A 13,594-nucleotide genomic window follows, 5' to 3' on the forward strand; every position below is an offset into this window, starting at 1 on the left:
AGGAGCGGCACCATGATTCCAGAAAGAACGTTTTTTGTCGGCCATGTTGCCGCCATCTTTTTCCAGAATCCCAGCAATTTTTATAAAGTACTATTAGTTAAAGTCACTGAGAATAATGCCGACTACAAAGACTCGGAGATCGTCGTTACTGGTAGTTTCGGCGAAATCCAAGAAGAGGAAAAGTATCGGTTTTTTGGTGAGCTGGTCAATCATCCCAAGTATGGCGTCCAGTTGAAGGCCGAAAGCTACCAACAAGAACAACCGACCTCTGAACAAGGGTTGATCGCCTATCTTTCTGGAGAAAAATTTCCAGGGATCGGCAAGAAGACCGCTGAAAAAATCGTTGACCTTTTAGGAGAAGAAGCGATCGACCGGATGCTGGAAGAACCAACATTGTTGGAGCAGATTCCAGGATTGAATGAAAGTAAGCAAAAAATGATTTTAGATACTGTACGGCAAAATCATGGGATGGATCAAGTGATCGTTGGCTTGAGCCGCTATGGTTTTGGTAGTCAGCTTTCTTTTGCAATCTATCAAGCCTACAAAAATGAAGCATTAGCAATTATCGAAGAAAATCCTTACCAGTTGGTGGAAGACATTGAAGGCATTGGCTTTAAACGCGCAGATGGCATCGCTGAGCAGCTAGGGATCGAAGCTTCGTCGCCGCAACGGTTTCGAGCGGCGGTCTTGCATCAGATCTTTGCGCAATCCTTGCAGACAGGCAATACCTTTATCCATGCCCAAGACTTGTTAGAGCAGACACTGCGTTTATTAGAAACGAGTCGTCCTATTGAGATTGCGCCAGACGACCTGGCATCAACGATCATTCAATTAGTGGAAGAAGGAAAAATCCAGCAAGAAGAAACTCGTTTGTACGAAAACAGTCTGTACTTTTCTGAATGGGGAATCGCTAGTTCCATCGAACGCTTGCTTTCCCGCAAAAAAGAGATCGTGTATCCTGAGAAAACAATCAGCAAAACGCTGCGAAAAATTGAGAAGCATTTAGGTATCACCTATGGGTCTTCGCAAGAAGAAGCAATCAAAGAAGCCATTCGTTCGCCATTGTTTATTTTGACAGGTGGTCCGGGTACCGGGAAAACGACGGTGATCAATGGGATCGTACAATTGTTTGCTGAGTTGAACGATCTGGACTTAGAGCCATCAAAATACAGTGAAGAAACCTTTCCGATTCTCTTGGCAGCACCGACTGGTCGAGCCGCCAAACGGATGAATGAAACGACAGGTTTGCCAAGCGGGACGATCCATCGTTTGTTAGGCTTGAACGGACGTGAAAAAGCGCCATCGATTAGCCCGAAAGAATTAGAAGGCGGCTTATTGATCGTCGATGAGATGTCTATGGTCGATACATGGTTGGCGAATACGCTCTTTAAGTCAATCCCTACAAACATGCAAGTGATTTTTGTGGGGGATAAAGATCAGCTTCCTTCTGTGGGACCAGGACAAGTCCTTCATGACTTGCTAGCGATCGATGCGATCCCGAAACAAGAATTGACGGAAATCTATCGTCAAGGAGATGGATCAAGCATCATTCCACTGGCTCATGCCATCAAAAACGGACAGCTGCCTGCTGATTTTACACAAAACCAAAAAGATCGCTCCTTCTTTGCGTGTGATGCTTACAAAATCGAACCGTTGATCGCTCAGATCGTGAAACGGGCAAAAGACAAAGGCTACACGCCGCAAGATATTCAAGTGTTGGCACCGATGTATCGTGGGGCAGCCGGGATCAATGCTCTGAATAAAATGATGCAAGAGATTTTTAACCCCAATGATGGGACAAAAAAAGAGGTGACCTTCAATGATACGGTGTATCGTATCGGTGATAAGGTTTTGCAGTTGGTAAACTCACCAGAAGATAACGTGTTTAATGGCGATATGGGCCAAATCGTTGGGATCACTCTAGCCAAACAGTCGGAAGACAAGGTTGACGAACTGGTCATTCAGTTTGATGCCAACGAAGTGACCTATAAGCGGAATGAATGGAATAAGATCACATTATCTTACTGTTGTTCGATCCATAAATCTCAAGGTAGTGAATTTCAAATGGTTATTTTGCCGATGGTTCATCAATACCAACGTATGCTGCAACGCAATCTGCTTTATACTGCTGTGACCCGCAGCAAAGAAATGCTGATTTTACTTGGTGAACCGCAAGCCTACCAAACTTGTGTCAGCCACGAATCTGCTACTCGCTTAACGACATTAAAAGAACGTATCAATGGTACGGAAAAAATGACGCCGCTGCAACGAGCAAAATTGGCCCAATTTGAAGAAGCGGATGATCCGTTTTATGATGATTCCTCTGAAAACAGGAAAGTAAAAACGTCATCGACGAAGTTACAGGACCAATCCAGTGCGGAAGCTGCTGCGAACCAGCAAGTTGCAGAAAAGACCTCTGATAGTGGGCTTAATTTGTTTGCTTTTGCTGAGACTGAGCCGTCGGCATCAAATCAGACAGAAACGGCAAAGCCTTTGTCAGGGGGAAAAGACCTAAGTGAAGGGACTATGGGGGAAGAAGCACTCATCGAAGAAACGTCGAACGATGGTGTATTGACCTTAACGATGGTCAAAAAGCATTTAGTGGATCCAATGATTGGCATGAAGGACTGTTCTCCATACGACTTTATGCCCGCAAAAAATGGCTGATTGAAAGATGAGAAAATACTAAAAAAGGTACCTTAGTGAGCGCTTTCTTTTGGTTTTTTAGCTTCTTATGCTAAGCTAAAATTAAAAGGAGGCGTTACGTTATGGCGAAAGAAACCGAAGATAAATTAGCAAAATTAGCAAAAGAATCTGGCAACGACTTTAAGAAACTAGATGAGATGGAAAAAGAATTTAAACTAGATGAAAGTCCCGATGCAGAACGAGGCGAGCGGGATGAATCAGGGTTAGAAAAAACGTTAGAAAAGGCGCCGATTTTCCCGCCTAACACACCGAACAATCCAACGAATCCCGGCAGTCCCGGAAATCCATAGCTTGTCCACTAAAAACTACGACAGTAGTATAATCGAGTAGAAAACAAAAAACCTGAAGAATGCAGCTTCGCATTCTTCAGGCTTTTTTTTGCAATCGATGAGACTTACTGTAAATGCTGATAAAAATAGATTGCTAATTGCGTGCGATCCCGCAATTCCAGTTTTTCCAGTAATTGACTGATGTAATTACGGACAGTACCATCACTCAAGTACAAAGCATCGGCAATTTCTTTATTGTTTTTTCCAGCGGCTACTTCTTTGATGATCGCAAATTCACGTTCGCTAAAAGAAGCTTGATTGTTAATTGATGGTTCGTTCTTCATTAGCTGCGTGAAGGTCTCAACGATTTCATTCCCGAAGACAACTTGGCCATTATAAGCGGCTTTGACAGAAGGGATGATCGCTTGTAAATTCTGCTTGATCAAATAACCTTTCACACCGATGGAAAAGGCTTCGCGAATGTATTCTTCATCTTTGAAGGTAGTCAATAGCAAAAGGATCGCTTGGGGAAATTTAGCCAATATTTCTTTGGCAGCATCGATCCCCGTTTGTTCCGGCATGCGGATGTCCGTCAGCAAAACGTCAGGATGATAGGTTTCATATAATTCCAGTGCGTCTTTGGCACAATGGCCGATTCCTAATACACGAATCTCTTCTGTGTTTTCTAAAATGGTTTGCAAAGATGTGGTCACAAACGGATCATCGTCAATAATAACTACAGTAATCATTGGTGTTCCTCCTTTGGTAAAATGATCGTCAGTTGAAAGCGTTGGTTTTCTTGTAAAATATGAACTTGTCCTTGTTGTTCTTGGACCCGTTGACGCATCGTTTTCAGACCGATTCCAGTGTCTGGATTTTGAGGTGTGCGGACGCCATCATTCGTGATTTGCAAGCGAAAAAATGCAGGCAGCGTTCGAAAATGCAACACGAGGGTTTTCGCGTGACTATGTTTGATACTGTTGGTTAAGGCTTCTTTGATGACCATTAGGAAACAGTTTTGCTGTGCTTCATTCAACCCTTCAAATAGGTTTCCTTCAATCGTGACAGGTGATGGAAAATCAGCAATTAGAAACTCTAAGGATTGCTGGAAAGAAATTGATGTCTCGTGGAGATCGTGAACACTTTGTCGAATGCGATCCATCCCTGTATGAACGGTAGCACTTAAATTTGCTAGGGGGTCATTTAGTTTTGGCTCTTGATTGATCATTTCAAGCGCGCCAATCTGTAAAATGGCACTCGACAGTAGATGGCCGACATTGTCATGGATATCGCGAGCAATTCGATTTCGTTCTTCGGCAATTTGCAAGGCTAACTTTGTTTCTTGTGATAGGGCTAGCGCTTTGTTTTGCTGCGATAACTGTTGCTGCTTTTCCCAATGGGTATCTTTTGAAGCGATGTACTTTTTCTCAAGATCAGACATTCGCTGATCTTTTTTGCGTAAGTAAAAAGCAAAGAGCAACAAAAGGATGACAAAAGCGAGCTCCGTGAGAGAATGATGGACAACCGTTGCGATCAATAAAAATCCTAATAAAAATAGAACATCATCTTTACTATCTTCCGGAGCGATCACCCGCATCAATGCAGGCAGAAAGAGGGCAAGCTCTGGCCAAAACGTACATAGAAGCAACAGAATAACTTGAAAAAACCAGTTTGCTATTCTAGGCAGTAAATAACTAACGCCAGTAAATATAACGGCGATCAGTAGATAGATGACCTGCACAGCAACAAAACCTTGATTTACCAATAAAAGTAATGAGACTGCGAGTAGAAAGCCAGCTTCGCTGAGTAGTCGAGATTTAGACATGATAAACTCCTTCATTGTGACAAATGTCATGCTTAGTTTAGCCAATCGTCACTAGTTTCTTTCCTTGAAGTTTATTATAGTCAGATTAACAAGAAATTTGGAAGGAGTTTTTCATCGTGATTATCGAAATTGATAAATTAGTTAAACGCTATGGTGATTTTGTGGCATTGAATCATTTTGATCTGCAAGTACAAGAAGGAGAGGTTTTAGGATTATTGGGACCAAACGGCAGCGGAAAATCGACCGCCATCAACTGTATGCTCTCTTTGTTAAACTATGACAAAGGCACCATCAAACTGTTTGGATCAATCATGACGCCGGAAAACTATGCCGTTAAAGCAATGATCGGGGTCGTTCCTCAAGATGTTGCCGTCTTTGAAGAACTTAGTGTGCAAGAAAATATCGATTATTTTTGCGGGTTATATGTTGCTGACAAAGAGAAACGGCAAGGATTGATCGAAGAAGTGATTCAATTAGTGGGTTTGGAAAATTTCGTGACCTTTCATCCAGGAGAGCTGAGCGGTGGCTTGAAACGGCGGTTGAATATCGCCTGCGGGATCGCACATAAACCACGTTTGATTTTTTTAGATGAACCAACAGTAGCTGTCGATCCCCAAAGTCGTAATAAAATTTTGGAAAGCATCAAAGAGCTAAATCGCCAAGGAGCAACGATCGTTTACACGACCCATTACATGGAAGAAGTGGAAATTCTTTGTGACCAGATCGCGATTATGGATCAGGGACAGGTGATTGCCAAAGGGACTAAGGAATCTCTGAAAGACATGGTACGCACGGCAGATCGTTTGACCATCGACATCCCCTTATTGCCTGACCACGTGTTGGTAGCGATTCAGAACACCACTACTGCTAACGGAATCGTTTACAAAGACGGACAGCTCCAAGTAACAACAACGGAACTCAATGCGGTCTTGTTACCCATTTTGACACTCTTACAAGCAGAGAAAATCAGTTACGGAAAAATTGCAACCAAAGAAGCGACCTTAAATGATGTCTTTTTAGAGATCACGGGCAAGGAATTGAGAGACTGAGGAGGGGGAAACCATGTTTTGGCATTTTTACAAATACCGCACAAAGGTGTTGTTGCGAAATAAATCGATGCTGTTTTGGACGTTGGCGTTTCCCATTCTCTTAGGCCTAATGTTTATGGCGGCCTTTGGGGAGATCGATCAAGCGGGAAATTTAGAGACAATCACGACGGGGATCGTAAAAACCGGGGACCAAACAGCGCTTACGGAAAATTTTTCCACCGTCCTTGAACAAGTGGAAATCAATGAAAAACCATTATTTGCACTCGAGGAATTACAAGAAACAGAGGCAGTTGAAAAGCTGACTGCCGGTGAATTAGCTGGATATTTCCTGATTGACGACAAAACCATTTCTCTGCATGTGGGCCAAGCGGGCATGAGTCAGACGTTGATGAAAAATGTAATGGATCAATTTTTACAACGTACAGCGATCATTTCTAGTAAAGCAGCAGAACTTGAAACGCTTGATCTTGCACCTATTATGGCCGCATTTGAACAGGAGGCGACTTTTCAAGAAGTGAATGCAGATCGTGACATGAGTGTCAAAAGTTTTTATTTCTTTACCTTGATCGGGATGGCGATCCTCTATGGGACGATGTGGGGTGTCCGTAATGTCCAGGATCAGCAAGCCAATCAATCCGCGAATGGTATTCGGCTTTCCTTGATACCAAGAAAACGGATATTGGTTTCAAGTGCGAATTTGGCGGCGAGTTTTACGATTGTGTTAGTAGAAGTCTACATTATTTTAGCGGTGTTTCGTTTTGTCTATCAAGTAGAATTTGGTGATCGTTGGCAATGGTTACTGCTGGTTGCCGCATTAGGATCATTGTGTGCGATTTTGCTAGGGACATTGATTGGAAATCTGACGCCAAAAATGATTTTGGTGCAAAAAGATGGCATTTTGGTCTCCGTTACAATGGCAATGAGCTTTTTTGCTGGGATGATGGGCTCGGAACAAATCAAGTATTGGCTTGATCTACATGTGCCGATACTGGGGCAAGTAAATCCCGTCAATTTGATCAGTGAAAGTCTTTATCAATTGTATTACTATACAGATTTGAGTAGCTTTTATACCAATCTTTTCTGGTTGACTGGCTTTATTGTCCTTTTGTCAATTGGAAATGCTTGGATCGAAAGAGGGGTGCGCTATGACGCTTTATAAAACGATTTGGACTTTGCTGAAGGCAAATAAGTCGAACTTACTAATTGGAGTATTGATCACAGTTGGTGTCACGTTCTTTTATGCGCAAAGCATCGACGTCGAAAACACCTCTTTACAAGAAGCCAACATTGCTTTGATCAGTGAGGAGGAGTCGCCAGTCGTTGATGGTCTTCGGGAGTACTTGAAGGAAAAGCAAACCTTGGTTGCTTTAGAGGGGACCTCACAAAAAGAAATTGACGATGCCCTTTATTTTAATCGTGTAAACATTGTCTTGCATTTGCCAGCTGATTTCTCCAAACAAGTGGAGGCTGGCCAGATGCCAACGATCGAGATTCAAAGCCGGCCAGATGCTTTTTCTAAAACCATTGTCACCCAGCAAGTGAACACGTTCTTACAGACGCTTTTACTTTTTCAAGAAGAAGGCAAAACAGTCAGTGAGGCGATAGAAGAAACACAAACAGCGCTAGCCGTCACAGGGCAAGTTGAGCTCAGTACAGAATATAGTCAACGAATGAAAAAAATGTTAACAGGCATGACCTTTAACTTATTGTCATATGGCCTCTTTCTATCAATATTTAGCGGGTTTGGTGTGATCAATCTGACCTTTAACCGCCAAGAAATCAGCAAGCGAAACCAGAGTGCGCCTCTTCCAAAGCGGATGCTACAGCGGAAAATCCTGTTAAGCTTAATCAGTTACTCGCTGCTTTTAACCTTCGGCTTTTTATTACTGATGGTGTTACTAGTGATTCGCACATCCTGGGATACAGCAGCTTGGTACCACATTTTGAACACGTTTTTGTTTTTACTACCTGTCATCAGCTTCTCGGCTTGTGTCACCTCTCTTGTGAAAAATTCAGAAACGATCGGCGGTATCAGCAATATCTTTATAACCGGAAGCTGTTTTATCGGTGGGGTCTTTGTGTCCGCGAACTTTCTGCCGGATATCGTCAATAAAATCGCGGCATTCACGCCAACCTATTGGTTTGTTCAAAACAATACCTTGATCAGTGAGACCCTCACGTATAATCAAAGGTTCAATGAATCCTTCTGGTTCAATGGCTTTGTCTTGGTAACATTTGCAGCAGTATTTTCAATGATCCAATTTATTTTGGGAAGAGAAAAAAGCCGTCGTTGGCAATACAACTCGGCGAAAAATTAATAATCTAACGTATAGAAAAACGATATAAATCAGCAGCGATTTGTATCGTTTTCTTTATGGGCACCAAAATAATTGACTAGCTGTTGTAAAAGTAATATCAAAGGGACGTTGGCCCATTTCCTCACCGTCTTCTTGTCCATGTTGGGGCACGGTAGAGATAATTCTCAGCTTCGACGTGGAAAGATGGTGAAAGTAACGTGAATTCATGTGTTTCTTTCGCATCAGTAAACCGATCAGCCAGAAAATCTTAAAAATCGATACACGCTCGACAAGAACAAAATCAAACTTTTTCTCTTTGACCGAAGCGGTTGGGGCGATCGCAACACCGCCGCCAAAGTAAGGATGGTTGGTCGTAGTGCATAGAAAAGCTTTCTTATAACTGAATTGTTGCCCATTACACTCAACTAAGATCGGGAAGCCTTTTTGGCGAAACAAAACCCGAATAATTGCAGCGATATAGGAAAAGGAGCCGAGGTTAAACTTATTCAGACTACTTTTTGCCACAGAGTGATTGGTGGTATAGACGATTGCCGCATCAAGGCCAATACCGACATTGTTAAGCGCAATGCCGCTTTCCTCCTGGATCTGCTCATCATAGTGGATAATGGCCAATTCTTGGGGCTTAGTAGTACCCGCAATTTTCCAAAATGCTTTTTCCGGTTCCCGCGGCAACTCGATACTTCGCGCAAAATCGTTTCCTGAGCCAGCGGGGATGTAAGCAACGGGGATTTGTTGTTGTTCAAGTTGTAACTCTGATACTACTTGGTGCAGCGTTCCATCTCCCCCGATAACGACCAGCAATGGATATAGCATTTCGCCATTTTCTAAATAAACATCGTCCCAAGGCAAAAGGCGTTCTTTTAAGAGTTTTCGGGTGATGTTTCGTTCGTCGCCGGGCGATTTTGTTAAATAGAGTTGATGGGGGAAACGATGCTTGTTTACGATTTTTTGCACACGCTCCGCCGCTTTTTTCCCCCTTCCACTGCCTGAGGCAGGGTTTACGAGGAAGTGATAATAATAGTTCATTTTATGAATAGCTCCATATCGTTTTTTCGTTCAATGCGTTTAATTATAGCATGTTTCGAAAGAAGGCGGGGAGACGATGCCTGAAAAAAGAGCAAAAAAATAGATTCGACGATTGTGCTTTCTGGGTTTTCAAAGGTTCTTATGTCCACTTTGATCCTCAGGTAACGATGCCCATCGCCGAATCCTATTCAATTAGTAAGGAGTAACTCAAATTCCCACATCCTTTGTCTTTTATTCTAAGTTGACAACAATTCTTTTCTTGCAGAACCTGCTTCGTCTGCTTTACTGGGAATCCTTGCTCCTTACACTTATAGTATAGCACATTTTTTATATTGAGCAATCGCTTACATTGTTTTGTCGTTGCCTTTTAGAGAAATTTAAATAGTTTAATGAAAGGTAAAGGAAAAAGGGTGGAGATTATGATCATCGCCGCTTTTGAACGGCTCTTCTAAAGGATTTGTAATCAAAGTGAATTTGCGAGAAGGTAGGCTAACTAAAGAATACTAGATTGAAATTGCCTTATATACAGTATATTAAAATGATTTTAAATCATTTAATTGTAATTTTATTATTATTTATTGCTTTTTCCTTGTTAAAAAAAAGCGATAGGAGTAAATTAGTAGTGTAAAAAAATTATTTTAGGAGGAAGTATTATGTGTACTGCGTTAACTTATGTAACGAAAGATCATTATTTTGGCAGAAATTTTGATTATGATGTTTCTTATAAAGAAGTAGTGACCATTACTCCGAGAAATTATCCATTCAAATTTCGCAAAGTAAGTGAAATAGATCATCATTACGCAATGATTGGGATTGCTGCTGGAGTCGCTGAATACCCACTGTATTATGATGCGGTCAACGAAAAAGGCTTAGGTATCGCTGGTTTGAATTTTCCAGAAAATGCTTTCTATAATGAGTTTCAAGAAGGAAAAGAGAATGTTACGCCTTTTGAGTTCATCCCATGGCTCTTAGGGCAATGCGCTACTGTCGAAGAGGTAAAAGGGTTATTAGCCAATGTCAATCTCGTTCGGATCAATTTTAGTGAGGAATTGCCTTTATCGCCTTTGCATTGGATGATTGCTGATAAAAAAAGTGCCATCGTTGTGGAAAGTATGAGTGACGGCCTTCATATTCATGAAAATCCGGTGGGAGTTTTGACAAATAATCCGCCATTTGACTATCAATTGTTCAATTTGAATAACTACCGTGTGTTATCATCGAAAACTCCGGAAACTCATTTTTCTGACAAGCTGGATTTTGATGAATATAGTCGTGGAATGGGAGGCTTAGGGCTGCCAGGAGATCTTTCTTCGATGTCTCGCTTTGTCAAAGTAGCTTTTACCCGATTGAATTCCGTTTCTGGAGAATCTGAATCCGAAAGCATTAGTCAGTTCTTCCATATTTTAGGTTCGGTTGAGCAACAAAAAGGACTTTGTGACATAGGCAATGAGCGCTATGAGTACACGATTTATACTTCTTGCTGCAATACAGATAAAGGAATCTATTACTATCGTACGTATGAAAATAGTCAAATCGTTGCAGTTGATATGAATAAAGAAGATTTGGAAGGTAATGCACCGATTTCTTATCCATTAATTGAAGACCAACAAGTTCTTTTCAGTAACTGATCCATTCTTAAAAAAACCATCTCAAAGCTGTTTTGAGATGGTTTTTTTCTTTTCCATTTTTAAAATGAGTCACTCTCATTTGTTGTCGTCTTCGTCCCTGCGGTACTTTTATTCGGAAATGGAAAAAAGCGATTCACCAATATCGCAATCGTCATGCCGATAAAACTATCAACAATCCGATTAAAAGCATACAAGTAAGATTCAGTTTGAGGAATCATAAATAAAATCGTCAATAGTGTGGCACAAGCACCAACTGTTCCCTCGGAATAATCAAATTTGACCAGTAAAGCGATCATCAACATGATCACTAAAGGGATCGCAATCATTTGTATAAAGGACGAATGTCCGAAAAAGTTAAATATCGCAATACAAAATACAGAAGCGATTGCGCCAAAGCTATTACCGGCAATCCGATGTTTCCCGTATTTGACGGTGTTTTCATGATCTTCTCTTAATGTGAAAACAGCTGTGATCGTCGATACGACGTAGGTTTCTCGATTCAAAAGAAAACTGATCAAAATACAGAGGAATACACTGATTCCCGTTTTTAGATTTCTTAAGCCAAAGGTCAATCCAAATAAGTTCAATCATGACATCCTTCCAAAATAAATTTCAACGAATTAGATTATACCACATTGCAGGCGGTCATTCGTTTCGATTCTCAGAAAAACGAACACTGATTTTTCTTCGTAAGTCAAGATGCACCTTCTATCAGTAGTTGAATAGCTAGTTTGATGCTAAGCATTTTTCAACTTCGAGTTTGAAGTAATACAATAATTGGAACGCCCTCTAGAAGTGTTGATTTTACGCTTTACCCAGCAGTTCATTTTCTAAGTGAGTTGAAATGATGAAAAATTATTTATTGCTTATAAATAGATTGTTTTTTAACAATATTATTGGCATAATCAAAAATAAGGAGGGGTTAAAATGAAAAAAGTTTCTATACTATTGGTGCTATTGCTTGGCTTCGTTGTTTTTCCGATGACAGTTTTTGCTGCATCTTCACCAAGTGTGAGCTATCAAACAAATGTCCAGTCTCAAGGGTGGCAATCATGGAAAACAAATGGTCAGACGTCAGGGACCATAGGGAAAGCAAAGCGACTTGAAGCAATCAAGATAAAAATTACTAATGAAAAATACAAAGGGAATATTGAATATAAAACCTTTATTCAGAAACAAGGATGGGAAAAATCGTATAGAAAAAATGGGACTCTGTCTGGTATAAGTGGAAAAGGGCAACGGCTGGAGGCGATCCAAATCAAACTCACCGGTGAGATCGCTAAGTATTATGATGTCTATTATCGAGTCAATACACAACAATTTGGCTGGATGGGATGGGCGAAAAACGGGCAGTCTTCAGGAACGTCCGGCTTTGGCTTTCAACTGGAAGCAATCCAGGTCAAACTGGTGAAAAAAGGTGGGAAAGCACCTGGAACGACGAATGATGCATTTCGAGATGGATTAAAAAAGTACGTAGACAAACAAGGCAAAGGGTTGATCAAAGGGTCCAAGCAAAAGATTTACCACATACCGGGTAGTCAATACTATAAAAAAACGACAAGTCCGATTCGTATGTTCAAGACTGAAGTGGAAGCGTACAAAGCTGGTTATCGGCCTGCTAAATAGAGGCGTGGCAGGCATTCGCTGAGTAAACATCTATGAGAAATTGCTTTGCTAAAAAATTAACGAGGCAACGAGAAGAAAGCTATTTTTGTTCAAAAAGTAACTGAATCGTCCGATTCATTCTAAACATCCCTTTCCATTAATGGAAAGGGATGTTTTACGTATTCAAGATGATTACTGTGCGTAGATCAGGCGGATCTTATAGTAATTCACCATTTAACCTTCCATCACGAGATGCGTCTTCATTTAGCGAGGTTCCAACATAAAGCCACCATCTTCATCGTTTATTTCGTCGGTAGGCGTAAAAATAATATTTTTGCCATCTCTTTCAAGGGTAAAGATTGAATCACCAGCCATTAGGAAATCTGACGATGGATGACTCATTGATCGTCGAATAGGGCTAGAAAATGAAAGCTGCGAAGTGTTTCTTTGAATCAACGAATGAAGGAATAGAGGGGGCAATTTCATCTGCATAAATTTTTGTCAGGTGAATTCGAGATGATTTGATGATTAAATGGCCAGTTTAACATTGATATATGGCTATTAATGTGTATAATAAGTACTTGTGCGAAGCGCACCGCGGTTCATCAACCATCCCGCGTAATCAAAACTCGGAGAAAGTAGGGATCATATGGAAAAATCAACAAATCTAACGAATCAACGTTTGCGAGTCGTCGCAGCGAATGGGATCATCATGGCACTTTATATAGCTGTAACGGTTCTAGTCGCACCAGTTGCCTCAGGAGCGATTCAATTCAGGATATCTGAAGGATTGAATCACTTAGTCGTTTTCAACAGAAAATTGATGTGGGGTGTCGTCGGCGGGGTTGTTGTGTATAACTTGTTCTTTGGAATGGGGATCTTGGATGTCGTATTCGGTGGGGTCGGAAGCTTTTTGGCTTTAGGAGCGACTGCGCTGGTACAGAAGAAGATTCCAAATGTTTTCTTAAGACTGGCATTTAACACCATTGTTTTTTCATTAAGCATGTTCCTGATTGCGATTATGCTAAATATCACCTTAGCATTGCCTTTCTGGCCAACATTTGCAACAACAGCATTAAGTGAATTTATCGTGATGACGATTACGGCACCTGTGATGTATATTATCAATCGTGCTGTTCGTTTTGATAAACGCGTTTAAAGAAAACTT

12 protein-coding genes are annotated in these 13,594 nt (G+C 41.1%); 8 read left to right on the forward strand and 4 right to left on the reverse strand.

Annotated elements, in window-relative coordinates:
* Positions 1 to 12: 12 nt before the first annotated feature.
* Positions 13 to 2,667, forward strand: a complete 2,655-nt coding sequence (locus CO692_RS14290; RefSeq protein ID WP_096742521.1) for an ATP-dependent RecD-like DNA helicase — start codon at positions 13 to 15, stop codon at positions 2,665 to 2,667.
* Positions 2,668 to 2,768: 101 nt separating this feature from the next.
* A complete protein-coding gene (locus CO692_RS14295) occupies positions 2,769 to 2,996 on the forward strand; it encodes a cold-shock protein (protein ID WP_081118454.1) in 228 nt (75 codons plus the stop codon).
* Positions 2,997 to 3,100: 104 nt separating this feature from the next.
* Here CO692_RS14295 and CO692_RS14300 read toward each other — a convergent pair whose 3' ends face one another.
* Together CO692_RS14300 and CO692_RS14305 are read right to left on the reverse strand one after the other, a co-directional pair.
* Positions 3,101 to 3,724: a response regulator transcription factor gene (locus tag CO692_RS14300; protein ID WP_086292689.1), complete on the reverse strand. Its 624-nt coding sequence runs from the start codon at positions 3,722 to 3,724 to the stop codon at positions 3,101 to 3,103.
* On the reverse strand, positions 3,721 to 4,830 hold the full coding sequence (locus CO692_RS14305) for a sensor histidine kinase (RefSeq protein WP_396000860.1): 1,110 nt from the start codon (positions 4,828 to 4,830) through the stop codon (positions 3,721 to 3,723). Before CO692_RS14305 ends, CO692_RS14300 begins: the two co-directional genes overlap by 4 nt.
* 86 nt (positions 4,831 to 4,916) lie before the next feature.
* Between CO692_RS14305 and CO692_RS14310 the strand changes: the two genes are divergently transcribed.
* From CO692_RS14310 to CO692_RS14320, 3 genes are read left to right on the forward strand one after another with little or no spacing between them, the layout of a single operon-like run.
* Positions 4,917 to 5,849, forward strand: a complete 933-nt coding sequence (locus CO692_RS14310; RefSeq protein ID WP_096742523.1) for an ABC transporter ATP-binding protein — start codon at positions 4,917 to 4,919, stop codon at positions 5,847 to 5,849.
* A 13-nt stretch (positions 5,850 to 5,862) separates the two neighbouring features.
* Positions 5,863 to 7,008 (forward strand): ABC transporter permease, encoded by a 1,146-nt coding sequence (locus CO692_RS14315; RefSeq protein WP_096742524.1) that lies wholly within the window; start codon positions 5,863 to 5,865, stop codon positions 7,006 to 7,008.
* Positions 6,995 to 8,167: an ABC transporter permease gene (locus CO692_RS14320; protein WP_096742525.1), complete on the forward strand. Its 1,173-nt coding sequence runs from the start codon at positions 6,995 to 6,997 to the stop codon at positions 8,165 to 8,167. The genes CO692_RS14315 and CO692_RS14320 overlap by 14 nt, the downstream gene beginning before the upstream one ends.
* A 54-nt stretch (positions 8,168 to 8,221) precedes the next feature.
* On the opposite strand, the gene CO692_RS14325 is transcribed toward CO692_RS14320, so the two are convergent.
* A complete protein-coding gene (locus tag CO692_RS14325; RefSeq protein WP_077452497.1) occupies positions 8,222 to 9,193 on the reverse strand; it encodes a diacylglycerol/lipid kinase family protein in 972 nt (323 codons plus the stop codon).
* A 653-nt stretch (positions 9,194 to 9,846) separates the two neighbouring features.
* Between CO692_RS14325 and bsh the strand changes: the two genes are divergently transcribed.
* A complete protein-coding gene (gene bsh, locus CO692_RS14330; protein WP_096742526.1) occupies positions 9,847 to 10,821 on the forward strand; it encodes a choloylglycine hydrolase in 975 nt (324 codons plus the stop codon).
* Positions 10,822 to 10,880: 59 nt separating this feature from the next.
* Here the strand turns inward: bsh and CO692_RS14335 are convergent, their stop codons facing one another.
* Positions 10,881 to 11,408: an FUSC family protein gene (locus tag CO692_RS14335; protein ID WP_096742527.1), complete on the reverse strand. Its 528-nt coding sequence runs from the start codon at positions 11,406 to 11,408 to the stop codon at positions 10,881 to 10,883.
* A 340-nt stretch (positions 11,409 to 11,748) separates the two neighbouring features.
* Between CO692_RS14335 and CO692_RS18155 the strand changes: the two genes are divergently transcribed.
* Positions 11,749 to 12,447: an Ig domain-containing protein gene (locus CO692_RS18155; RefSeq protein ID WP_096742528.1), complete on the forward strand. Its 699-nt coding sequence runs from the start codon at positions 11,749 to 11,751 to the stop codon at positions 12,445 to 12,447.
* 628 nt (positions 12,448 to 13,075) lie between these two features.
* Positions 13,076 to 13,585, forward strand: coding sequence for a QueT transporter family protein (locus CO692_RS14345; protein WP_077452494.1), 510 nt, complete (start codon positions 13,076 to 13,078; stop codon positions 13,583 to 13,585).
* The last annotated feature ends 9 nt before the right edge of the window (positions 13,586 to 13,594 follow it).

This window comes from Enterococcus sp. FDAARGOS_375 (genome assembly GCF_002393265.1).
Taxonomy (GTDB): domain Bacteria; phylum Bacillota; class Bacilli; order Lactobacillales; family Enterococcaceae; genus Enterococcus_D; species Enterococcus_D innesii.